The sequence below is a fragment of the Thermobifida alba genome (assembly GCF_023208015.1).
GTDB classification, from domain to species: domain Bacteria; phylum Actinomycetota; class Actinomycetes; order Streptosporangiales; family Streptosporangiaceae; genus Thermobifida; species Thermobifida alba.
This window is the reverse complement of the sequence record NZ_CP051627.1, coordinates 4,542,846-4,565,366: the sequence shown is the minus strand read 5'-3', so window position 1 is coordinate 4,565,366 and position 22,521 is coordinate 4,542,846. Positions and strand designations below refer to the sequence as shown.

At 71.3% G+C, this 22,521-nt stretch carries 21 protein-coding genes; 10 read left to right on the top strand and 11 right to left on the bottom strand.

Features of this window, described 5'->3' with window-relative positions:
- Positions 1–137 precede the first annotated feature (137 nt).
- Positions 138–983, top strand: coding sequence for a hypothetical protein (locus FOF52_RS20435; protein ID WP_248591512.1), 846 nt, complete (start codon positions 138–140; stop codon positions 981–983).
- A 39-nt stretch (positions 984–1,022) separates the two neighbouring features.
- Here the strand turns inward: FOF52_RS20435 and dapC are convergent, their stop codons facing one another.
- Both dapC and fdxA read right to left on the bottom strand, forming a co-directional pair.
- The gene (gene dapC / locus FOF52_RS20430) at positions 1,023–2,135 is read right to left on the bottom strand and encodes a succinyldiaminopimelate transaminase (protein ID WP_248593952.1); all 1,113 of its coding nucleotides are present in this window, start codon (positions 2,133–2,135) and stop codon (positions 1,023–1,025) included.
- Between the two features lie 203 nt (positions 2,136–2,338).
- Positions 2,339–2,659 (bottom strand): ferredoxin, encoded by a 321-nt coding sequence (fdxA, locus tag FOF52_RS20425; protein WP_248591511.1) that lies wholly within the window; start codon positions 2,657–2,659, stop codon positions 2,339–2,341.
- A gap of 232 nt (positions 2,660–2,891) precedes the next feature.
- Between fdxA and FOF52_RS20420 the strand changes: the two genes are divergently transcribed.
- The 3 genes from FOF52_RS20420 (at position 2,892) to FOF52_RS20410 (ending at position 5,472) form a co-directional block, all read left to right on the top strand.
- The gene (locus FOF52_RS20420; protein WP_248593951.1) at positions 2,892–3,143 is read left to right on the top strand and encodes a putative acetyltransferase; all 252 of its coding nucleotides are present in this window, start codon (positions 2,892–2,894) and stop codon (positions 3,141–3,143) included.
- Positions 3,144–3,195: 52 nt separating this feature from the next.
- Entirely contained in the window at positions 3,196–4,530 is a 1,335-nt protein-coding gene (locus tag FOF52_RS20415) for a hypothetical protein (protein WP_248591510.1), read from the top strand.
- A gap of 105 nt (positions 4,531–4,635) precedes the next feature.
- Positions 4,636–5,472 (top strand): site-2 protease family protein, encoded by an 837-nt coding sequence (locus FOF52_RS20410; protein WP_248591509.1) that lies wholly within the window; start codon positions 4,636–4,638, stop codon positions 5,470–5,472.
- Here the strand turns inward: FOF52_RS20410 and FOF52_RS20405 are convergent.
- Both FOF52_RS20405 and mshB read right to left on the bottom strand, forming a co-directional pair.
- Positions 5,438–5,929 carry a hypothetical protein gene (locus FOF52_RS20405; RefSeq protein WP_248591508.1) on the bottom strand — a complete coding sequence of 164 codons (492 nt, stop codon included), beginning with the start codon at positions 5,927–5,929 and terminating at the stop codon, positions 5,438–5,440. The genes FOF52_RS20410 and FOF52_RS20405 overlap by 35 nt on opposite strands.
- Positions 5,930–5,982: 53 nt before the next feature.
- Positions 5,983–6,843, bottom strand: coding sequence for an N-acetyl-1-D-myo-inositol-2-amino-2-deoxy-alpha-D-glucopyranoside deacetylase (gene mshB, locus FOF52_RS20400; RefSeq protein WP_248591507.1), 861 nt, complete (start codon positions 6,841–6,843; stop codon positions 5,983–5,985).
- A 110-nt stretch (positions 6,844–6,953) separates the two neighbouring features.
- Here mshB and FOF52_RS20395 point away from each other — a divergent pair, with 110 nt between their 5' ends.
- From FOF52_RS20395 to FOF52_RS20385, 3 genes are all read left to right on the top strand, one after another.
- Positions 6,954–9,089 (top strand): S9 family peptidase, encoded by a 2,136-nt coding sequence (locus FOF52_RS20395; RefSeq protein ID WP_248591506.1) that lies wholly within the window; start codon positions 6,954–6,956, stop codon positions 9,087–9,089.
- Between the two features lie 240 nt (positions 9,090–9,329).
- A complete protein-coding gene (locus FOF52_RS20390) occupies positions 9,330–10,475 on the top strand; it encodes a S1 family peptidase (RefSeq protein ID WP_248591505.1) in 1,146 nt (381 codons plus the stop codon).
- A gap of 158 nt (positions 10,476–10,633) precedes the next feature.
- The gene (locus FOF52_RS20385; protein WP_248591504.1) at positions 10,634–11,008 is read left to right on the top strand and encodes a DUF3054 domain-containing protein; all 375 of its coding nucleotides are present in this window, start codon (positions 10,634–10,636) and stop codon (positions 11,006–11,008) included.
- 61 nt (positions 11,009–11,069) lie between these two features.
- Here the strand turns inward: FOF52_RS20385 and FOF52_RS20380 are convergent, their stop codons facing one another.
- Positions 11,070–11,768, bottom strand: coding sequence for a hypothetical protein (locus FOF52_RS20380; protein ID WP_248591503.1), 699 nt, complete (start codon positions 11,766–11,768; stop codon positions 11,070–11,072).
- Positions 11,769–11,780: 12 nt separating this feature from the next.
- Positions 11,781–13,229 carry a C2 family cysteine protease gene (locus FOF52_RS20375; RefSeq protein WP_248591502.1) on the bottom strand — a complete coding sequence of 483 codons (1,449 nt, stop codon included), beginning with the start codon at positions 13,227–13,229 and terminating at the stop codon, positions 11,781–11,783.
- Between the two features lie 1,071 nt (positions 13,230–14,300).
- On the opposite strand from FOF52_RS20375, the gene FOF52_RS20370 reads away from it, so the two are divergent.
- Positions 14,301–17,438 carry a DEAD/DEAH box helicase gene (locus FOF52_RS20370; protein ID WP_248591501.1) on the top strand — a complete coding sequence of 1,046 codons (3,138 nt, stop codon included), beginning with the start codon at positions 14,301–14,303 and terminating at the stop codon, positions 17,436–17,438.
- Between the two features lie 80 nt (positions 17,439–17,518).
- Here FOF52_RS20370 and FOF52_RS20365 read toward each other — a convergent pair whose 3' ends face one another.
- Positions 17,519–17,794 (bottom strand): GntR family transcriptional regulator, encoded by a 276-nt coding sequence (locus FOF52_RS20365; protein ID WP_248591500.1) that lies wholly within the window; start codon positions 17,792–17,794, stop codon positions 17,519–17,521.
- 151 nt (positions 17,795–17,945) lie between these two features.
- Between FOF52_RS20365 and FOF52_RS20360 the strand changes: the two genes are divergently transcribed.
- Complete coding sequence (locus tag FOF52_RS20360) at positions 17,946–18,332, top strand: hypothetical protein (RefSeq protein WP_157080030.1); 387 nt, start codon at positions 17,946–17,948, stop codon at positions 18,330–18,332.
- Entirely contained in the window at positions 18,332–18,757 is a 426-nt protein-coding gene (locus FOF52_RS22065; RefSeq protein WP_341849700.1) for a hypothetical protein, read from the top strand. The genes FOF52_RS20360 and FOF52_RS22065 overlap by 1 nt, the downstream gene beginning before the upstream one ends.
- A 53-nt stretch (positions 18,758–18,810) precedes the next feature.
- Here the strand turns inward: FOF52_RS22065 and FOF52_RS20350 are convergent, their stop codons facing one another.
- Genes FOF52_RS20350 through FOF52_RS20335 form a run of 4 tightly spaced genes read right to left on the bottom strand, consistent with a single transcriptional unit; the run spans position 18,811 to position 22,521 of the window.
- Positions 18,811–19,959 carry a zeta toxin family protein gene (locus FOF52_RS20350; RefSeq protein ID WP_248591499.1) on the bottom strand — a complete coding sequence of 383 codons (1,149 nt, stop codon included), beginning with the start codon at positions 19,957–19,959 and terminating at the stop codon, positions 18,811–18,813.
- A gap of 36 nt (positions 19,960–19,995) precedes the next feature.
- On the bottom strand, positions 19,996–20,718 hold the full coding sequence (locus FOF52_RS20345; protein WP_248591498.1) for a hypothetical protein: 723 nt from the start codon (positions 20,716–20,718) through the stop codon (positions 19,996–19,998).
- On the bottom strand, positions 20,711–21,874 hold the full coding sequence (locus FOF52_RS20340) for a C40 family peptidase (protein ID WP_248591497.1): 1,164 nt from the start codon (positions 21,872–21,874) through the stop codon (positions 20,711–20,713). The genes FOF52_RS20345 and FOF52_RS20340 overlap by 8 nt, the downstream gene beginning before the upstream one ends.
- A complete protein-coding gene (locus FOF52_RS20335; RefSeq protein ID WP_248591496.1) occupies positions 21,874–22,521 on the bottom strand; it encodes a hypothetical protein in 648 nt (215 codons plus the stop codon). Before FOF52_RS20335 ends, FOF52_RS20340 begins: the two co-directional genes overlap by 1 nt.

The window sequence follows — 22,521 nt, the reverse complement described above, 5'->3', positions numbered from 1 at the left end:
GACCATGGAAACCCCTGAGCCGCGGCGGGTGCGGACCCGTGCGTCCGTCCCGGACCTCCGCCGTCCGGACCCCTGTCGCGCCGGGGAAATTTATCGTCTCATAGCAGGATTTCATCCGAAATCTATATGGTCAGCTCGTGCCCAGAAAGCGTCGAAGGATTTCCGCGTTCGTCAAGATCCTGATCGTCCTGGCCCTCACCTGCGGTCTGCTGGTCGCCGCAGGTATCTACGCCATACGCTCGATCAAGCCTCTTGACCTGTCCCCACCGCCCCCCGAGGAGGGCTGCCGGCTCGCCACCGAGGAGGACACCGACACGCTGGAGGTGGAACAGGCCGCCAACGCCGCCACCGTCTCGGGCGTGGCCTTCGCCCTGGACCTCCCCCCGCACGCCGTGGTCGTCTCCTACGCGACGGTGTGGCAGGAGTCGAAGTTCTACAACATCGAGTACGGCGACCGCGACTCACTGGGCCTGTTCCAGCAGCGCCCCTCCATGGAGTGGGGCTCCCCCGAGGAGATCATCGACCCCGTCTACGCCAGCACCCAGTTCTACGAGGAGCTCGTGCAGGTCGAGGGCTACCTGGACCTGCCGGTCTACGAGGCGGCCCAGGCCGTGCAGCGCAGCGCCGACGGCTTCGCCTACGACCAGCACGAATCCCGCTCCCGGGTCATGGCCGACGCCTTCACCGGCGCCGAGGGAGCCGTGGTGACCTGCTGGTTCCCCGAGGAGCAGGCGGGCGACACCGACGTGGCCGCGGCCGTCGAGGAGATGCGGCGCGTCTTCGGCGTCGGCCCCGAGGAGGTGCCGATCGCGCAGCGCCAGACCGGCGACCTCGGCTGGGCGATGGCCCAGTGGGCGGTCGCCCACGCCGCCACCTACGGCCTCACCTCGGTGACCTATCTCGACCGGCAGTGGACCGCCGCCTCCGGCGAGGAGGGCTGGCAGGCCACGGAGACGGTCTCGGAGGAACTCGTCCTGCGGTGACCCGCGCGGCCCCGGCAAGCTGCTGCCGGGGCCGCGGTGTCACAGCTGCGCGAGGCGTTTGGCCGCCGCCGCCACCCGCTCGTCGGTGGCGGTGAAGGCCACCCGGACGTGCCGGGCGCCCGAGGGGCCGTAGAACTCCCCGGGAGCCACCAGGATCCCCTGCTCCGCCAGCAGCCGCACCGACCCCCACCCGTCGTACTCGGGGTGGCTGGCCCACAGGTACAGGCCGGCCTCCGAGTGGGTGATGCGCCAGCCCGCGCCCTCCAGCGCGTCGCGCAGCAGGGTGCGGCGGGCCGCGTAGCGCCGCTTCTGCTCCGCCGCGTGCGCGTCGTCGTCGAGCGCCGCGCGCATCGCCGCCTGCACCGGGGCGGGCACCATCATCCCGGCGTGCTTGCGCGCCGCGAGCAGCCGCTGCACCAGGTCGGCGTCGCCGGCCACGAACCCCGCCCGGTAGCCGGCCAGGTTGGAGCGCTTCGACAGGGAGTGCACGGCGAGCAGCCCCTCGTGGGAGCCGCCGCACACGTCGGGGTGCAGGATCGACAGCGGCCGCTCCCCCTCCCAGCCCAGGTCCAGGTAGCACTCGTCGGAGGCGACGACGACGCCGCGCTCCCGCGCCCAGGCCACCACCTTGCGCAGGTGCTCCACGCCGAGGACCCGGCCGGTGGGGTTGGCCGGGGAGTTGATCCACAGCAGTCCGGGACGCGCGGGCCCCAGCTGCGCCAGTCCGTCGGCCGCGACCGGGGTGGCCCCCGCCAGGCGCGCACCGACGTCGTAGGTGGGATAGGCCAGTTCCGGGAAGACCACGGTGTCGCCCGGTCCGAGTCCGAGCAGGGTGGGCAGCCAGGCCACCAGCTCCTTGGAGCCGATGGTCGGCAGGGTGGCATCAGGGTCCACCCGTACCCGGTGGCGGCGCTCCAGCCAACCGCTGACGGACTCGCGCAGCGCCCGCGTGCCGTAGGTCTGCGGATACCCGGGCGCGTCGGCGGCCTCGGCCAGCGCCGCGCGCAGTCCGTCGGGCACCGGGTCCACCGGGGTGCCCACGGACAGGTCCACGATGCCGTCCGGATGCCCCGCCGCGGTCTCCTTGTACGGAGCCAACCGGTCCCACGGGAAGACCGGCAGCCGGTCGGCCACCGGACGCCGCTCGGCCATGATCGCCACGTCCCCTCATCACGCCGCTTCCCGCGCCGTTTCCGCCGGTGGGAGCGGGCCCTGCTCTGTCTTCTGCCGTGTCCGCCCCGCTTCGGGGCACAGACCGGCCACGCCGCCGCCCTGGTCCGCTGCGCACTGCGGGGACCGGCGACGGCGTGGCCGCCGCTCGGCCACCGCGAAGGCGGCGGCCGGACCCGTACCGGTTACTCGCCCTGGGGCGGAAGGGCCACGATCAGCGGGTGGTCCCGGTCGATCTTGCCGACCTTGGAGGCGCCGCCGGGGGAGCCGAGCTCGTCGAAGAACTCGACGTTGGCCTTGTAGAAATCCGACCACTCGCTGGGCAGGTCGTCCTCGTAGTAGATGGCCTCCACCGGGCACACCGGCTCGCAGGCGCCGCAGTCGACGCACTCGTCGGGGTGGATGTAGAGCATGCGCCCGCCCTCGTAGATGCAGTCGACGGGGCACTCCTCAATGCACGCCTTGTCGAGTACGTCGACACACGGCTGCGCGATGACGTAGGTCACGTCGTATTCCTCCTCGGTCTCGCCACGTGGACCGCGTAAGTGGCTGCTACGTCGCGATACTTCTGACCGACCACCACCGAAGTGGGCTACCGGGGCTTGGCGCGCTCGCGGGACGGCCAACGCGGAAGAACCGGTAGCGTCCCGGAACGGGTCTCACGGCCAGAGGACACGGGTACCGCTGTCTCTAGTATTGCGGTGCAAGAAGCGTGGATCACAATCGGGGGTGGCGACATTGGGATACGTCGCTCGACTGGTTCACTCCGTGACCAAGGACGACGTCGGTCAGCGCGTCACCGTGCGTTTCCGGCTGCCTGACGGGAGATTCCGGGATATCGTCGGGGTACTGGAGTCATGGCACGACGACGTTCTGGTCCTGCGCCGCCGCGACGGGTCCGTGGCGCAGGTCGCCGCCGGGGACGTGGCCGCCAGCCGGGTCGTGCCGCGACAGCCGCCCCGACGCCGCGGCGCACCGGATTCCCCGTGATCCGGAACGGCCGGCCCGGGGCGGGACGAGGCAGGAGGTGGGGGACCGCGTCATGCAGGAGACCGTGGCAGCCGCCATCGCCCACCTCGCACGCACCGATCCCGCCGCGGCACGCACCGCGGAGAGCGCACTGGACACCCTCGTCTCCGGGCGGCGGCTGGAGTCGCTGACCCAGCGCGCGGTCCAGGAGTTCTGCTGGCACGTGCTCCCGGTGCGGTTCTCCTCCGAACCCAGCGAGTGGCAGTTCGTCACCGACTCGCTCAGCTGCCTGTTCCGCCTGCTCGACCTGGACCGCTACGCCGACATCTGCGTCTCGGAACGCACCCGCGAGGTGCTGCGCGCCTACGCGGTGTCTTACGACACCGGGGTGGCGGCCTACGAGCGCAGCATGCGCTCCTCCGGGGTCACCCCGCCCGACCTGCCCGAACTGACCTGGGGCACCGCCCTGGGCAGCGCCGAGATCGAAGCGTACCGGGAGACGTCGGCGGCGCTGGAGCTGGCGATCGCCGCGGGCGAGGTGCGTCCGGGGGCGCGGGGGTGGCGATCCGCCCAGGAGGAGCGCGCCCGCAGCTTCCTCACCCAGCCCGACCCGAGCGGGCTCAGCTACCTGGACAAGATCCGCCAGGAGCGGGTGGCCGAGTGGCTGGCCTCCCGCTCCCACCCGCACCGCGAACACCTGATCCCGCTGCGCGGCCAGCTCGCGGCGGGCGCGGAGGTCCCGCACGACGCGCCCAAGGCGCTCGCCCCGGTGCGGCGGCTGCTCGACTACGCCGCCGAGGGCATCAGCCTCACCCAGATCGGCTACATGTCGCCCACCGTGGTGCGGGCGCTGTGCGAGGAGTTCGACTGGGAGACCTCGCCGTCGCCGCCGCGCAGCGAGACCGACGCCATGCAGCTCATCGCGCTGCACAAACTGCTGCGCACCATGCGGGCGGTACGCCGGTCGGGCCGCCGTCTGGTGCTGACCCGGCACGGCCGGCAGCTGCGCGAGGACATCGACGAACTGTGGCGGGCGGTCGCCGAGAGCGTGCTGATGACCGACGGTTTCGAGCAGGCCGCCACCGAGACCCTGCTGGGGCTGCTCCTGCTGCGCTCCCCGCGTTCGGTGGTCACCCCGCGCCGGGACGAGGACGTCGACATCGCTGACGAGGCCTGCAAGCTGCTGATCCAGGCCGGCTGGGAGGACGACGTCACGGGCGGCCGGCCGCGCACCGACCAGGTGCGGTCGGTGCTGATCACCGTGGTGTGGCTGCTGGAGATCCTGGGCTGCGTGGCCGGCCCCGACCTGCTCGGCGAGGGGCGCGCCAAACGGTTGACCAAGGTGGGGCGGGCCTTCGCGCTGACCGCGATCCACCTGTCGGCGACGTCCCCGTCGGCGTCCATCTGAGCTCCGGTTCGGTCCTCCCGGACGCGGCGCGCCGCCGGGACCCTCTAGCCTGGCAGTAGTCCCCTTCCTGTCCGTTCCATCCGTTTCGTGACCAGCGGGAGCAGCATGTCCACGCCTGATCCGGCACCGCAGTCGGCGGCCGAGGAACCGACGGCCGCCGCGCCCGACCCCGCCCCCAGCAGGACGGACTTCCTGCCCAGCCCGGTGTTCCTGCTGCTGGTCGGGGTGACCGCGCTGGCCGGGTGGCTGTCGTGGACCCGCGCCGAGGAGACCGTGCTCGGCTGGGGCAGCGCCTTCGCCCCGTTCCTGTTCATCCTGGGCGGCTGGGTGGTCTGCCTGACCCTGCAGCAGTACGTGCGCTCGCTGCTGGCCCACCGGTTCGGCGACCGGGCCCTGCGCGGCAGCGGCTACCTGCGGCTCAACCCGTTCGCGTTCCGGGAACTGGGCGCCACCCTGGTACTCCCGGTCGCGTTCCTGCTGGTCGGCACGTTCGGTCTGAACGGTCCCGCGGTCCAGGTGGACCGCTCGGCCATCCGGGGCCGCTCCCGCCGCGCCCTGGTGGCCCTGGGCGGCCTGCTGACCAACGCCGTGCTGGCCGCGGCGCTGGCCGTCGCGGTGATGCTGCTGGCGCCGGAGGGGTCCATCACGAACAACTGGACCATCGTGGCCCTGATGTTCCTGTGCTTCCTCAACGCCAGCGCGGCCCTGCTCAACCTGCTGCCCGTGCCCGGCACCGACGTCTACGACGCCCTCGCCGAGGCGCTCGACCGGTGGCGGCCCAGCCGCAACGCGGCGATCTTCGGCACGGTGGCGCTCTTCGCCGTGGTGTGGTGCCCGCCGGTCCACGCCGTCTTCATGGACGGGATGTTCGCCCTGTTCGACCTGATCGGGGTGAACGCGCTCTACCTCAGCTGGGGGCAGACGTTCGTGCGTCCCTGGTGACCTCCCGGCCCGTCTCGGGGGTGAGCACGGTGCCCAGGATCACCGCCCCCACCCCGCCGTAGAGGAACAGGTAGTTGGGGACGGCGGAGGTCACCAGGACGTCGCCGCCGGAGCTGTACCCGGTCAGGGCGACGCCGGCGAGCAGCCAGCCCGCCGCGAACGTCCCCGGTCCCCACTTCGCACCGGTCGCCCAGCCGACCGCCCGGGTCCCGGAGAAGAGGACCGCCAGGAACAGCAGGACGGTGACCACGCCGAGGACCCGGCCGACCGTCCCGGTCAGCCACAGCCACGACGTCCAGCTGGCGCACAGGCCCAGCACGATCCCGCCGGCGAAGCCCAGCGCCGCCAGGAAGACGCCGTTCAGCACGGCCAGCGCGCCGTGCAGGCGGCGGTCGAACGCCTCGGTGTCCGCCGCGGCCTCCGGTCGTGGACTGGTGTGCTCTGCCGAGGAAGTCACACCTGGCAGCCTAGCCGCTCCCCGGGCCGCGGCCCGGTTCCTCCCGGGCCGCCTCAGGCGAACAGGTCGGTCTCGTAGCCGTCGGCCTCCGGGCGGGGCGCGGGGCCGCGCAGCAGGGTGAAGTACTCCACGGCGTGGATCTCCTGGGCGATGTCGTTGGACAGCGCGAACCGCTCCCCCGCCACGGTGATCTGGGTGGCGTGCGCGCGCATGGCCGCCGCCTTGGCCGCCCAGTGCGCGGAGGCGTCGACACGGGTGGTCACCTGGTCGTCGGGGGTGCCGGGGGCGACGTCCTCGACGGCCTTGGGCGCGGTGAAGGGGCCGGGGTCGGCCTGCATGCGCGCCACCGACTCCTCCAGCAGCGTCCGGGGCTGGGCGATCGCGTACAGTTTGCGGGTCCGCCAGGGGGTGCCGGCCAGGGAGCGGTCGGCGGCCAGGTCGAAGGCGCGCACGGTCACGCGGTGCGTCTGGATGTGGTCGGGGTGCCCGTAGCCGCCGTTGGCGTCGTAGGTGACGACGACGTCGGGGCGGACCTCGCGGATGATCAGGGCGAGTTCGTGCGCGGCGGTCTCCACGTCGGCGCGCCAGAAGCACGCGGGATGGTCGTTGGTGGGCGCGCCCATCATCCCGGAGTCGCGGTAGCGGCCCCTGCCGCCGAGGAACCGCTGGTCCCGGACGCCCAGTTCGGCGCAGGCGCGGCGCAGTTCGGTGACGCGGTACTCGCCCAGCCCGCCCTCCCGGTCGCTGGCCAGGTGCGCCAGTTCCGGCGGGATGACCTCGCCCTCCTCACCGAGCGTGCAGGTCACCAGGGTCACGTGGGCTCCTTCGGCCGCGTACTTGGCCATGGTCGCCCCGGTGACGATGGTCTCGTCGTCGGGGTGGGCGTGCACCAGCAGCAGGCGACGGTCTCTCATGCCGGTGACGATACCCGCGCCGCCCCGTGCTCTCCCGGACGCACCGCGCCGAAACGCCAGCGGCCCGCGGGCGCCCCGGGCCGCCGTCCCGGGCTGTCAGAATTCGGTGCATGAGCTTCCCACGTCAGTACGCCCGTACCCAGCGTTTCAGCATCGGCGTGCCCCGTTCGTTCCAGATCTCCCCCGACGGCCGGCGGGTGGCGTTCCTGCGGGGCCGGCACGGCACGGACACCGCGACCTGCCTGTGGGTCGCCGAGCCGGACGGCACGGAGCGGGTGGTCGCCGACCCGCGCACGATCGGCGACACCGGTGAGGACCTGCCGCCGGAGGAGCGGGCCCGGCGGGAACGGCTGCGCGAGGCGGGCGGCGGCATCGTCTCCTACAGCGTCGACGAGGCGTTCACCCGCGCGGTCTTCACCCTGTCCGGCAAGCTCTACAGCGTGGAGCTGGACGGCTCGGCCGCTCCCCGGGAGCTGCCCGCGGCCTCCCCGGTCATCGACCCGGTGCTGGCGCCCACGGGCCGGTCGGTGGCCTACGTCAGCGGCGGCGCGGTCCACGTGCTGGACGTCGCCGACGGCGGCGACCGGGTCGTGGCCGCCCCCGACGGGCAGAACGTCACCTGGGGCCTGGCCGAGTTCATCGCCGCCGAGGAGATGGGCCGCTACCGGGGCCTGTGGTGGTCCCCGGACGGGACCTTCCTGCTCGCCGCCCGCGTCGACGACACCCCGGTGCGGCGCTGGCACATCAGCGACCCGGGCAGCCCGGAGACCGCCGCGCAGACGGTCGCCTACCCGGCGGCGGGCACGGACAACGCCGAGGTGCGGCTGGCGGTGCTGCGCGCGGACGGCTCCGGGGAGCCGGTGTGGGTGGAGTGGGACCGTGCGGAGCTGCCGTACCTGGTCACCGCGGGGTGGACGGACCGGCTGGACGGCGCCGCGACGGTGGTCCTCACCGTGCAGGACCGCGCCCAGCGCACCCTGCGCGCGTTCGCCGCGGACCCGCTGACCGGCTCCGTGCGGGACCTGTGGACGGAGACCTCCGACGTCTGGGTGGAGATCATGCCGGGCGTCCCGGCGTTCGACGCCTCGGGCGCGGCCCTGCGCTTCGGGGTGGACGCCTCCGGCGAACGGGTGCTGTACCGGGGCGACCGGGTGGTGAGCGCTCCCGGCCAGTACGTCCGGGCGGTGCTGGACGTGGACGGCTCCCGGGTGCTGTACTCGGCGTCGCCGCCGCAGGAGCCGCAGGACGTGCGGCTGTGGCTGTACGACGGCCGCGAGGACACCCGCGTCGAGGTGGGCTTCCCCGGCGCCGACGACCCCGCCGGGGTGCACTCGGGGCGGCTGCGCGGCGGCACCCTGGTGGTGCAGCGCCGCGACCTGTCCGCCCCGGGGGTGCGCACCGCGATCGTGCGGGGCGCGGCGGCGGAGCAGCCGGTCGTCGAGGTGGCGAGCCTCGCCGAACGCCCCGAACTGCCGGGGGTGAACGTGCGGCTGCGGCGGCTGGGCGAGCGGCGCATCCCCGCCGCGCTGGTGCTGCCGTCCTGGCACACGCCCGACTCCGATCCGCTGCCGGTGCTGCTGGACCCCTACGGCGGTCCGCACGCCCAGCGCGTGCTCGGCGCCCAGGGCGCCTACCTGACCTCGCAGTGGTTCGCCGAGCAGGGGTTCGCGGTCCTGGTCGCCGACGGGCGGGGCACCCCCGGCGTCGGCCTGGCCTGGGAGCAGGCGATCCACACCGACATGGCGGGGACGGTGCTGGAGGACCAGGTGGCGGCGCTGCAGGCCGCGCCGGAGGCGTTCGGGGTGCGGCTGGACCTGACGCGGGTGGGCATCCGGGGCTGGTCGTTCGGCGGGTACCTGGCGGCGCTGGCGGTGCTGCGCCGGCCGGACGTGTTCCACGCGGCGGTGGCGGGTGCGCCGGTCACCGACTGGCGGCTGTACGACACCCACTACACCGAGCGCTACCTGGGGCACCCGGACGCCGACCCGGAGCGCTACGCCCGGGAGTCGCTGCTGGCGGACGCGCCCGGGCTGGAGCGTCCGCTGATGCTGATCCACGGTCTGGCCGACGACAACGTGGTGTTCGCGCACACGCAGCGGCTGTCCTCGGCGCTGCTGGCGGCGGGGCGTCCGCACACGGTGCTGCCGCTGTCCGGGGCCACGCACATGGCCAGCGACCCGACGGTCTCGGAGAACCTGCTGCTCCTGCAGGTGGAGTTCCTCCGTGACGCACTGCGACTGGGCTGAGCAGCCGTTATGCACCGCCCCCAGCGGGATTGACCTGTGATTTCAGTCCCCTGGGGGCAGGTCGGCGAAAGCAGCCAGCATGCTTTTGGCTACGGAGGGTAAATAGGGAATTACCAATTGTCCGTTGGGTGGACCGGTACCCCCTATGCGGGGAGATCGGCCCACCTGGGAAGTGCGCCAACCGACCGGTCGGCCTCCTCTTCCCGCCGCGGACCCCGACACCTCAGAAAGGAACGGGTCGTGAAGCCACCCTCCGCCCACACAACCGCTCGCACCCTCCTCGCCTGCGCGCTGGCGGCGACCACGCTGGCCGCCTCGACCGCCCCCTCCTCCGCCCAGGAGACCCCCCAGGACGCCACCCAGGAGGCCACCCAGGAGGCCGCGCTGCGACGCGACCTCGGTCTGTCCGACTCCGAGGTCGCCCAGTTGCGCGCCGCCGAGTCCGAGGCGATGGACCACGCGGAGGAGTGGCGCGCCGCCCTCGGCGACGACTTCGGCGGCGTCTACCTGGACCCCGAGAGCGGGGAGGTCACCGTCGCGGTCACCGACCCCGCCGCCGTGCCCGCCGTCGAACAGGCGGGGGCCGAGCCCGAGGTCGTCGACTTCGGCGAGGCCGCGCTGAACGACTTCGTGGACTCCCTCAACGCGGTCGCCGACGAAGCCGACCCGCAGATCACCGGCTGGTACACCGACCTCGCCAACGACTCGGTGGTCATCACCACCTACCGGGGCGGCACCGCGGCCGCCGAGGAGCTGGCGGCCCGGGCCGGAGTCGACGAACGCGCCCTGCGGATCACCGAGGACACCGGGCAGCCGCGCCTGTTCGCCAACATCATCGGCGGCAACCCCTACTACTTCGGGGGCTACCGCTGCTCCATCGGCTTCTCGGTCCGCAGGGGCTCGGAGGCCGGCTTCGCCACCGCCGGCCACTGCGGCTCGACGGGCACCACCGTCAGCAGCCCCAGGGGCACCGTCGCCGGATCGTACTTCCCCGGGCGGGACATGGGCTGGGTGCGCATCACCAGCGCCGACACCGTCACCCCCCTCGTCAACCGCTACAACGGGGGGACCGTGACGGTCACCGGATCGCAGGAGGCCGCCGTCGGCTCCTCCGTCTGCCGTTCCGGCTCCACGACCGGGTGGCGCTGCGGCACCATCCAGTCGAAGAACCAGACCATCCACTACGCCGAGGGCACGGTCACCGGCCTGACCCGCACCACCGCCTGCGCCGAGGGCGGCGACTCCGGCGGCCCCTGGCTCACCGGCTCCCAGGCCCAGGGCGTGACCTCGGGCGGCACCGGCAACTGCCGGCTCGGCGGCGTCACCTACTTCCAGCCCATCAACCCGCTCCTGTCCTACTTCGGCCTGCAACTGGTCACCGGCTGAGCGGTGCCGGACACTCCCCGGGGCCCGGCGGCCCGCAACCGCCCGGCCCCGCCCGGGAGCCCTCCCCGCGCCGTCGCGGCGGTCCACCCGGCCGCCGCGACGGCGTCGGAGGCCCACCCCGGACCGGCGCACCGGTCACCCACGGTTAGGCTGACAGCATGCGTTCTCTTCCGGCCGCCGTTGTCGACGCCGCCGTGGTCCTCCTGTTCGTGCTGATCGGACGGTCCAGCCACGGTGAAGCCAACACGCTGCTCGACGTCGTCGTCACCCTGTGGCCGTTCGCCGCCTCCCTCACTCTGGGTTGGCTGGTGACCAGGGCGTGGCGCCTGCCCATCGCTCCGCTCCGCACCGGGCTGGGCGTGTGGGCCATCACCGTCGCCGCGGGCATGGCGCTGCGCGCCCTGTCCGGCGGCGGCATCGCCGTGTCGTTCATCGCGGTGACCTCGCTGTTCCTCGCCGCCGGGCTCATCGGCTGGCGCGCCGCCGCCACCCTGGTGCTGTCCCGCCGCACGACCGCCCCCAGTCCTCGGTGATCTCGACATCGGCGGGCCGCTTCGCACGGATGCGCGCCCGCTGCCGTCAAGGCCGTCGTGGTCACTGGTCGACGCGGAAGTAGAGGACGCCGTCCCCGACCTCCACGATGGTGACGGTGTGCCCCGCCGTCTCGACCTCGTCGCCCGCGCGGACCTCCTTCTCCTGGCCCTCTCCCTCATCGGGGGTCAGCAGGATGCGCGCGGTGTCGCCCACGGTGGTCCCGAGTCCGATGCGCAAGCCCGGGGCGGCGACAACCTGGCGGCCCAGGCTCACCGCCTGGACCTCGGGATCGTCCATGGGGTCCCCGCCGCTGTCGGCCGCACCGCCCTCGGACGGGGACCGCGGTTCCGCGGAGGGCTCCGGCGCCCGGGGGTCGACCACGTCCAGCAGCACCCCGTCCGGATCGGTGTCGACCCGCACCACGGTGACCGACCGGCGCCCCACCTGGAAGGTGTCCCCCTCCTCGGCGCGGACGACCTCGCTCTCGGCGTCGTCCGCGTACACCTGCAGGAGCGCTTCCCCCTCAGCGGAGACGTCCATCAGACCGATCAGCATGTCCTCGTAGGCGGTCTGCGTCCCCTGCTTCACGTACCGGAGTTCCCCCGAAGCCTCGGGCACCGGCTCGGCGGGGGTGTCGTCCGTACAGCCCGCCACCGCCAACAGCACCACCGCCACGACCGCGACGAGCCCCGCCCACCGGGACCGCCGGACCCGTCCGGGGGTGGTGGGGGACGCCGGGAGAAAACGAAACCGGGACATGGTCGCAGCCTCTCATCCGAGCCGGGTGGCGTGCATCGCGGCGAAATTCTCGTTGACCTCGTCCATGCTGAGCACGATGTCCTTGGTGTGGGGACCCCACGGGTTGCGGAGCGTCACCTCGTCGGCTTCGGCGTCGACTGCGATGACGAAGTAGACGTGGCCTGGGATCAGGGGCTGCCCGTCCCGGCCCACGAGGTCTCCCTTTCCGGTCCCGTCCTTGGGGAAGCCCCCCCACTGGATCTCCGGTGGGGTGGAGAAGGTGATCGCCTCCCCCGAGTCGAACCGGTCAGCCAGGTCGTCGAGGTCGACGTCGGTGAAGTCCGGCACATACCCCTGCATGAAACCTTCCGAGAACAGGTCCATCGCCGCGCCCGCGTGCCAGTTCTCCAGGTTCGCGTAGTCTCCGCCCTGCAACTGCGCGTAGGCCTTCTCCAGGACCGCGGGCCAGATCACCGGGGGATGCTCCAGGGAGCCCGCGAACGCGAGGTTGCCGTTCGCGTCGAGCGGGAAGTCGGGGGTCACCGTGATCGGCTCCCGCCCGGGGAAGGTCACGGTGAAGGTGCCGTTGAGGTTTTCCCGGATCATCTCGTCCACCAGTTCCGGACTCTGCACCGCCATCGCCCCCAGGGTCGCCATGAACCAGCAGTCGCCGAGCGCCCGCTGGTTGACGTGCTCCCAGGAGACCTGGCCGTCCTCCCCGTACAGGCGGTACTCGTCGAGCTGACCGTATTCGACCCGGTTGGGGCTCGCCCCCGAGGCCCTGTCACCGTTCACCCTGTCCAGTGAGGGTTCGGCGAACATCTCGACGCCGCTGTCCCGCAGCCGGCGGATCGTGTCCAGCGAGGCGGTCCGCCGGATCTCCTCGATCAGGTCGAAGTACTCCTGCTCCAGGGGGATCGGTCCGGAGGCGAAGAGCTGCCCCAGCTCCTCCTCGGACAGGGCCGCCACGACGGCCGCGAACTCCTCCGGGGAAAGGTCCGAGTAGAGGTCGTAGGCACAGGTCCCGGTGAACCAGGGGGCGTCCGCGTTCCACCGGTCCAGGCACCCTTCGAGCTCGTCGAGGACGGCTTCCACCACTTCGGGGTCCGCGTCCGCCGGGTCGGGGCCGGTGTAGGGCTCGGCCGGCGGACCCGCCGGATGCCCGGGCGGCGGTCCCCGGTGGGAAACCGGAGGTTCCGGGTCCGCGTTGCCCTGACCATTGCCGCCAGTGTCGGGATTCGACTCGTTCCAGTACTGCTGCCCGCCGTCCCGGGGCGGTGTCCCTCCCGCCGTCGTCTCCGCACCGGTGCCGTCAAGGATGGCCGCGACCGTGTTCTGCGTCCCCGCCGCGATCCTCTCGGCGATCCCGGAAGCGAAGAGGACGAGCGCGATGGCCGCGACGAGGGCGATCACTCCCGCGTATTCAACGAACGAGGCACCGGAGTCGCCTCTGTGGGGGCTTCGGGACACGGTCGACGCCACCGCCTGTCCTGTTGGGCCGGCCGGTTTGCGGGCAACAGTGACGCATCATACTGATCAACCGGTTTTTCCGATCTGGCCGCTGTCCGGAACGAGCGCGGCGCCGTACGCCCCCGGTGAACTGTGAAATCCCTGGTGGTAGCGGGTTTCAGGGAGCTTGGCGGTTCCGGGCCGCCCGCCGCGCCGCCCCATCAGGCCGTGACCACAAGCGGCCAGTCCACGGACCGGCGGTCGGACCTCTTCCACTGCCGGCAGGATGCCTCTTCTTCCTCAGCAGCGGCGGCCGCCGTTCCCGCTGACGTTCCCCTCCGGCACGCTCGTCCTGATCTCTGGTTGCCCCCGAAGGCGTCTTCTGTTTCGGGCTCCGGCTCCGCGGTGGGCCGCCGGGACGGCGACCCGTCAGGAGCGGGCGTGTCCTCGGGGTCCACGATGCCCAGCAGCACCCCGTCCGGATCGGTGCCGACCCGCACCACGGTGACCGACCGGCGCCCCACCCGGAAGGCGTCCCCGCCACAGCCGTCACGATCTCGCTCTCGACGTCGTCTGTGTGGACGTGGAGGGTCGCCTCCCCCGCGGAGGAGGCGTCCATCAGACCGATCAGCATGTCCTCGTAGACGGTCTGCGTCCCCTGCTTCACGTACCGGGATTCGCCCGACGCCTCGGGGAGCGGCTCGGCGGGGGTGTCGTCCGCACAGCCCGCCACCGCGACCGCGACGAGCCCCGCCCACCGCAACCGCCCGATTCGTCCGGGGACACGGCGCGACGGGGGAAACGGAACGGCGGCATGGTCCGGCCTTCTGTCCGAGCCGGGAGCGTGCACGCGCCCCGGTACCGTCGTCCACCGCCACCGGCCCTCGTGCGAACCGTCGAAACCACGCCCCGGCCTCCCCTCCGGGGAACACCGTGGCCGGATACGGCCATGCCCGGCCTCCGCCGGCCGGTCTTCTCTCGTCGAAGGACGAGCGAACGCTCGTCCGCCCCCGGCCGCCGCTCCTCCGCCCGGGACGTCCACCGCACCGGCCCCCGCGGGCACGGGTGGCATAATCGCCTCGCATCCCCCCACGGAGGACCCCGGTGCCCCATCCCCCACGAGGCTCCCGCCCGGCCGCCGGGCTGTACGAGAGCCTGCTCACCGACCGGCTCGAACAGTACGTCGAAACCCTGTCCGCACAGGGTTGGCAGGCGGTACGCGAAGAGGTGGGCGACCACTCCGCCCCGCACGTCCTGGCCCGCTACGTCGCCGACCGGGTGGAACAGGCCCTGCACCGCCTGGAACCGGAGGAACGGGTGGCCGCCGCCAACCGCCTCCTCGACCTGCTCGACCCCCTGGACGGCACCGGGGACGACCGTCCAGAACGGGTGGCCGACGGCCCCCGGCGGTTGCTCGCCCTCGTCGGCGGGGAGGAGGACGCACCGCCCAGGCGTCCGGCCATCCCGCTGTCGGAGGCCGCGCTGCTCACCAACGCGCCCGACGAACCCCGCCTCGGCTCGGAACTGCGCCGGGAACTGGACACCGCCGACCGGGTCGACCTGCTGTGCGCCTTCATCAAGTGGCACGGGCTGCGCTGGCTGGAGCAGCCGCTGCGGGCCGCGCACGCCCGCGGGGTGCCGGTCCGCGTTATCACCACCACCTACCTCGGGGCGACCGAACGCCGCGCCCTGGACCGGCTGGCCACCGAGTTCGGCGCCGAGGTGAAGGTCAACTACGAGACCCGCGCCACCCGGCTGCACGCCAAGGCGTGGCTGTTCTGGCGCGACAGCGGCTACCACACCGCCTACGTCGGCAGCTCCAACCTGTCGCGGACGGCCCTGCTGGACGGCCTGGAGTGGAACGTGCGCCTGTCGGCGGTGGCCACCCCGGCGGTGCTGCGGAAGTTCGCGGCCACCTTCGACTCCTACTGGAACGACCCCGCCTTCGAGGCCTACCGGCCGGACCGCGACACCGCGCGACTCGACGAAGCCCTGGCCGAGGCGGGCGGCCGACGCCCCTCCGACCGCCGCATCACCCTGTCCGGGCTGGCGGTCCGGCCGTTCCCGCACCAGCGGGACATGCTGGAACGGTTGGAGGTCGAACGCGCCGTCCACGGCCGGAACCGCAACCTGCTGGTCGCCGCCACCGGGACCGGCAAGACCGTCCTGGCCGCCCTGGACTACCGGAACCTGCGCCACCGGTACGGGGAGCGGCCGACCCTGCTGTTCGTCGCGCACCGCCGGGAGATCCTGGAGCACGCGCGCCGCACCTACCAGGAGGTCCTCGACGACGCGGAGTTCGGGGAACTGCTCGTCGGCACCGAACGGCCCCGCGCCTGGCGGCACGTGTTCGCCGGAATCCAGGCCCTCACCGCGCGCCGCCCCTGGCCCTTCGCCCCCGACCACTTCGACGTGGTGGTGGTCGACGAGTTCCACCACGCGCAGGCCGCGAGCTACCGGGCGCTCCTCGACCACGTGCGCCCCCGCGAACTGCTGGGCCTCACCGCCACCCCGGAGCGGGCCGACGGCGTCAACGTCCAGGACGCGTTCTTCGACGGCCGCATCGCCGCGGAACTGCGGCTGTGGGAGGCCCTCGACAACGACCTGCTCAGCCCGTTCCACTACTTCGGGGTCACCGACACCACCGACCTGAGCGGGGTTCCCTGGCGGCGCGGCGACTACGCCGCGGACGCCCTGGACCGGCTGTTCACCGGCAACGACGCCCGCGCCCGCCTGGTGCTCAGGGCAGTGCGGGACAAGGTCGCCGACCCGCACCGCATGCGCGCCCTCGGCTTCTGCGTGTCCGTCGCGCACGCCGAGTACATGGCGGAGTTCTTCCGCAGGGCGGGCCTGAACGCCCGGGCCCTGTCCGGCAAGACCCCCGAACGGGAGCGCCGCGAGGTCCTCGACGGGCTGCGCGGCGGCACCGTCCAGGCGGTGTTCTCCGTCGACCTGTTCAACGAGGGCGTCGACCTCCCCGACGTGGACACCCTGCTGCTGCTCCGCCCCACCTCCAGCGCGACCGTGTTCCTCCAGCAGCTCGGCCGCGGCCTGCGGCGCACCCCGGACAAGGCGGTGCTGACCGTCCTCGACCTCGTCGGCCAGCACCGCCGGGAGTTCCGGTTCGAGAACCGGTTCCGGGCCCTGACCAACCTCACCCGCCGCCGCCTGGTCGACGCGATCGAACGGGACTTCCCGCACCTGCCGTCGGGCTGCCAGATCGTGCTGGAACCCAAGGCCAAGGAGACGGTCCTCGCCAACATCAGGGAGCGGATCGCCCTCAACGCACGACAACTGGTCCGGGAGATCCGCGACCACGGCACCACCGACCTGGGCGAGTACCTCGCCGAGAGCGGCCACGACATCACCGAGGTCTACCGTTCCAAGCGGTCGTGGACGGGCCTGCTGCGCCTCGCGGGCCTGCTGCCGGGCCCCGCCCCCGACGGGGAGGCCGCCCTGCTCCGGCGGGTGACCGGGTTCCTGCACGTCGACGACCCGGTGCGGGCCGCCGCCTACACGCGTCTGCTGGCCGACGACGCCCCCGACTACGCGGACCTGGACGAAGGCGACCGGGCTTTCGCCCGGATGCTGTTCTTCTCGCTGTGGCCGAACGGCGGCGGCTTCGCCACCTACCAGGAGGGGCTGGACCGGCTCCGGCGCCACCCGGCGGTCCGCGACGAACTGCGCCAGGTGGTCGCGTACGGCCTGGCGCACACCCGGCACGTGCCCGTGCCGCTGCTGCTGGACACCGCGCCCGGCCTGCCGCTGGCGGTGCACGCCTCCTACAGCCGCGAGGAGATCCTGTCCGCGCTGGGCCAGAGCCGCCTGGGCGGCGGACTGCTGCCCGCCAACTTCCGCGAGGGGGTGCGGTGGTGCCCGGACATCGCCACCGACGCGCTGCTGATCACCCTGGACAAGGACGAGAAGGACTTCTCACCGCAGACCCGCTACCGGGACTACGCGCTGAACGAGCGGCTGTTCCACTGGGAGTCGCAGAACCGGACCGCCGACACCTCCGCCACCGGGCAGCGCTACCAGCACCACCGGGACATGGGCAGCCACGTGCTGCTGTTCGTGCGCCGCAGCAAGAGCACCGAGGTCGGCTCCGCCGCACCGTGGATGCTGCTGGGCCCGGCCGACTACGTGGAGCACACGGGCAGCAGGCCGATGGCGGTCACCTGGCGGCTGCACCACGCGATGCCCACGGACGTGTGGACGTACTCCACGGTCCGGGCGGGGTGAGAGGCGGGTCGTTGATCTTGTACCCAGGGGCATCCGGGCGTGCCTAAATGTCCCTGGGCACAAGATCAACAAAGTTGGAATCACTTGCGAGGGAGGACATAACTCCCCTTGCCGGGGACGGTGCGCACATACCCCTGTGCCTCCAGCAGGGCGACGCTCTTCCGTACGGTTCCCCTCGCCAACCCGAACTCCTGGACGAGCTGGGTGATGCTGGGGATCGGGCGATTCGGCTGGTAGTCCCCTCGTCCGATCCGTGCGATCAGGACGGCTGCGAGTTGCAGCCACACGGGGTCGGGTCCCTCGTAGTCAAGCTCGCTGTCTGGTCCGTATCCGTCGGGTATAGACCTCTGGTCCATAGCCAGACAATGCCAGACCTAGGAAGAGCTGCTTAGTTTGTGTCATGCCATAGCAGGGCATGACACGGTCAAGGTAAAGTTGCAAACAAAAGGCTCCCGCGACCGCTGGCACGGCCCGGGAGCATGGCCAGCACTGCCTTGGAGCGCTGACATGAGAACTCTACTCGGCGTGTGCGCTTTGGCGCTGCGCATGATCCGTCCGTCCCGAGGGCTGCACCGGGTGTCCCGGCGGGACCAGTGGGAGTGGTCCGCCCCGTCCGGTGACGGGCAACGACCCCGGCCTGCGGCGGCCCGCCGCACTTCCCCGGCCGCTCCCTCCCGGGTCCGCCCCTACGCGGCACGGGTGCCGCTCGCCACCGCACTGCCGCCCCGACCCGACCTGCCCTGGGCTCCGCGCGTCCCCGCCGAGGACAGCCTGCCGCAACCGGCCATGATCCGGCCCTACCTCCTCGCCCACGAGGAACGGGAGCGGGCACGCGCCCGCGCGGCCCGGGTCCAGCGGCCCGGCTCGGACCTGCTCATGGCGGAGGCGTCCTGATGCGGAACTACGAAGTCAACCCGGTTCCGGAACTGTGCGAGGACGCCGCCGGAGACCCCGCGCACTACGTCGTCTCCGACTCACTGGGCCGCACCCTCGGCTACGTCACCCGCGATCTGGACGGAGCCTGGCTGGTCTCCGCCGTCGGCCACGGCCCCGGACCGGACACCCGCGACCTGGCCGAGGGGGCGCGGTGGGTCGCCGCACACGCGCACCTGGACGAGGAGGCACCCGAGATGGCACTGCCGGACCGCTCCTGGGAGGCCGACCACGCCGACCTGCTCTACGACGCGCTCTCCGACGCGCTGCGGGAACGCGCCCGGGAGGCCGCCGACCTGGCGTTCACGGCCCTGGACGAGTGGCTGCGCCAGGGTCGGACCCTGCCCCGGCCGTGGCAGCGGGCTGTCCTGTCACTGGAGGAGTGACCACCGCACCGGTGCGGGTCGCGCGACGGCCCGCACCGGGCTCCGGCATGCCCCTAGGCAGCGACGGCCCGGTGCCGCCGTTCGGCGTCGACAAGCACCGGTTGCGCCCAACTCGGGGCGGTGCGCCGCAGGCGGCGCAGGCGCGCCGCGAAGTCCGCGATCTCCTGGGAGGTCCGGCGGCGGTTCCGTTCAGTCTCGATGGCTCGGCGGGCGCCGAGCGCGTCACGCATCCGCCCGTCGGGGCCGAGATGGTTCTCGTACAGCACCCGCCCGTCGCGGGAGATCACGCGCATCGAGTCGACGTAGCCCTCGGCTTCCAGCGTGTGCGCGGTGTCCGGCACCAGGCGGTAACTCGCGTCGTGCGACTCCGGTTCCACCCACCGGCCGAAGCCGTACCGCTCCCGCCAGTCGGTCTGGAAGCGGTCCACGGTGGCGAGCAGACTCGTGGACTCGTGCACGGCCAGGTAGACGACGCTGACGTGGTACCCGGCATCCCGGAACCGGTCCACCCACAGGCGTGCCCACTCCAGGCGTTGCAGGGGGTGGCTGGCCACCGTGTCGTAGCGGTGTGCGGTGACGTGGTCCAGGACCATGTCGTGCAGCGGACTCGTCAACTCGGCGAGCAGCGGTTGCACGTTGACGTCGTCCGCGCGCATCAGGTCCTCGTAGTCGGGGTGGAACTCGGCGTTGTCGTCGCCGTCGTAGCTCACCGCGCCCCGGCCGAGGACGCGCAGCGCGTCTTTTTGCATCTCGGTCTTGCCCGAACCCTGCTGCCCGCCGAACAGGAACACGCGGGGGGTGGTTCTGGGCTCCCCGGTGACCTTGGCCCGGTAGTGGTCGGCGAAGATCTCGGCCAGTTCGGCGTCGGACGGCTCGCGAACCTCGGAGACGGGGGCGCGGCCCTCGGCAACCAGGGAGTCGGCGACGGCCGGATAGTCGCGCAGAATCCGCTGCTGGTCCTCAGGTGAGAGGAAGACCAGGTCCTTGAGCTCATCCTGATAGGGGCGGGCCTGAGTCAGGAGCTCCCGCCGCTCCGCGGGAGTGGCGGCACGGGACCACAGACTTCGATGGCGGCCGAGGATGGTCTTGAGGAGGCGTTCTAGTTCGTTGCGGTGGTGGCGTTCTTGGGAGGCCAGCCGGGGAGTACCACCATCAACGAAAGGCTTCCTGATGCCTTCATCGCCCAGAGCAACGGTACTCAACAGTCCTCCAGAACAACCAAAAAGCTCTACAATTAATCAATCTGGAATTTGTGCAGTAAAGGCTCCCACAAGATGAGGGGCAGCCTTACCAACCGCAGTTTTAAAATCCTTCTCCAGGACAGGAATTCCCTCCCTTCCAGAGATTCTTATCTCAAAGATCCCGCTCTTGACCTCCTGCACCGCCACATACCCATCAACTTCTTCATCAAATTCCCCATAGGCAAACCATTCCCCATTTCCAATAGATCCACTTTCACTAGAAATTGACAAGAAGAGGTCCGACGCCCTTTCGACCCTCCTTTCAAATTCCATTCGAGACATGTCTTCCTTTGAAGAGTCCTCTCCATCTTCAATAAAGGCGACATAAGAGAGATTCAAGTCCCATAGATGCCCACCAGTTCCAACCACCTCCCAAGTACAATCATCCACCACAGTCCTCACACCGAATTCCAGATCATTACCATCTCGATAAAATTTCCGAGAATCCACGCGATTCATCGAAGAAGCTGACATCAATCCTTTTCCTTCAACTATCTCACATAGATCTATGACGCCAGGGGCTATACTCTCCCTCGGCTTCCTCGGTTCAACCGAATTCCCCCCTACACCACCCCCGGATGAAGAGAGCGAGGTTTCACTAGACAAAAGACTTCGCACACCACCAAAAGCAACTGCTACAAAGAGGACTCCCGCAAGACCCCCCGAAAATACGATGACCAAAAATGCTCGCCAGCCGTGGAGCCCCTGCTTCTTACTCACGATTCTCCAACTGCGCCTTAGCTTCCGGTGCTTCCAGTGGCCGGGTGAATCCCATGATCGGTGATCTGTTGGGACTGTCGTATTCGCGGACCGCGATCGGCCCGCAGTTGGTGCACCACGCCTCGACCATCAGGCCGTCGCCGATGACCATGCCGACGTGTCCCGGCCCCGGGGGTTCTCCGGGGCGCTGCACGTCGAAGAAGACCAGGTCTCCCGGCTGCTCCTGTCCTTTGGGGATTCTGGGGCCGTAGTTCCACTGGTCTTGGGAGACGCGTGGGATCGTCACACCGATGCTCTCGTAGGCCCGCATCACCAGTCCGGAGCAGTCGAATCCGTTCGGACCGGTGCCGCCCCACACGTAGGGCTTGCCGCGCTGGGCCAGCGCCCAGTCCACCACCGCCTGGGTGAGGTCGTCCGGCGCGGTGCCGATGATGCCACCGTCCGCGGTCAGCGTGCAGTTGACCGCGGTGGCGACCGAAGCGCCTGCGGTGTAGTCGCCATCGGCGTACTTCTCCGCCCACTCCAGCACATCTTCCACATACCACCAGGCGTGGTTGTAGGCGTAGATCGCCTGGCGGAGGTCGTCCTCGGCGCCGTGGGCGAGCAGGTAGTCGGCCGCAGCCGGGATGGCGTCCGCCGGGTCGTACACGTTCACCACGCCGTCGCCGTTGCCGTCCTGGCCGTAGCCCTCCTCGGGACGGTCCTCGACCGGCATGATCGGTTCGCCGCCCCAACTGTTGCCCGCCGCCGATCCGTCCAACGCACCGAACTGCATCGGCCCGGCGGCACCCCAGTCGTTGTGGCCCTCGGTGATGCCCGGCCCCTCCCAGCGGCCGTGATGGCTCTCCACCTGGCCGATCCCGGCGAGGACGTTCCAGGGAACGCCCTTCTCCTCGCCGACCTGCTGGTAGATCTCCAGGTAATTCTCGGGGATGGAGTCCTCGGCGTATCCGGAGGCCGCCACCTGCTCGGTCTCGCTGGTGCAACTCAGACCGCCAGCGGTGAGGTTGGCGACGCTCTGGTTGACCGTGGCCAGCGGAATGACGATCACCGCGATGCCCACCACGCCCGCGGCGAGCAGTCCCACGCCGAGCGCGAGGCGGGTGGCGCAACTGCCGTCGTCGGACGGGGGCATGCGGACGAACATCCTGAGCATCAGCCGCCTCCCAGGTTGCCCGCGTCAGCCGGTTGGAAGTCGTAGACCCGCCACTCCCCGCCTTCCCTGACCATGGTGACGGCGAAGTCGCCGAGGTTCTGGGACTCGCCGTCGTTGCCCTCGGTGATGGACTGCACCCTGAGGACGAAGATGATCGACCCCTCGTCGAAGCCGCGAACCGACTCCACGGCCGCCCGGCCGGTGGAGACCGCCTCCTGCTCGGCGCGCTCCCCCCACAGTGCCTCGGCCCCGGAACTCTGCGTGAGGGTCCGGGCGTACTCCTCGGCAGCGTACCGGCCGAGCCGGTCGTAGTACTCCTCGGGCGGCTCGGAGTAGTCGACGGTGCCGTAGTCGGCGGCGAACGCCTGCGCCACGGCCGCCGCCGCGACAAACTCCTCCTCGGTGAAGGGCAACCAGTCGGCGAGTGCCATGTCCTCGGCCGCCACCGTGGGGAGGGGCACGGCGGGATCGTCGGCCTCGTCTCCCCCGCCCGCGTTGTTTCCGTCGCCTTCCCCGGTCTGTTCCTGCTGCTCCGGGTCCGACGTGCCGGGGCCGCTCACGCTCCAGTAGATGCCGAAGGACACGAGGACCACGATCAGGACGCCGAAGACGAGACGCTGCGCACCGTCGGAGAGTGGCTTGGGCAT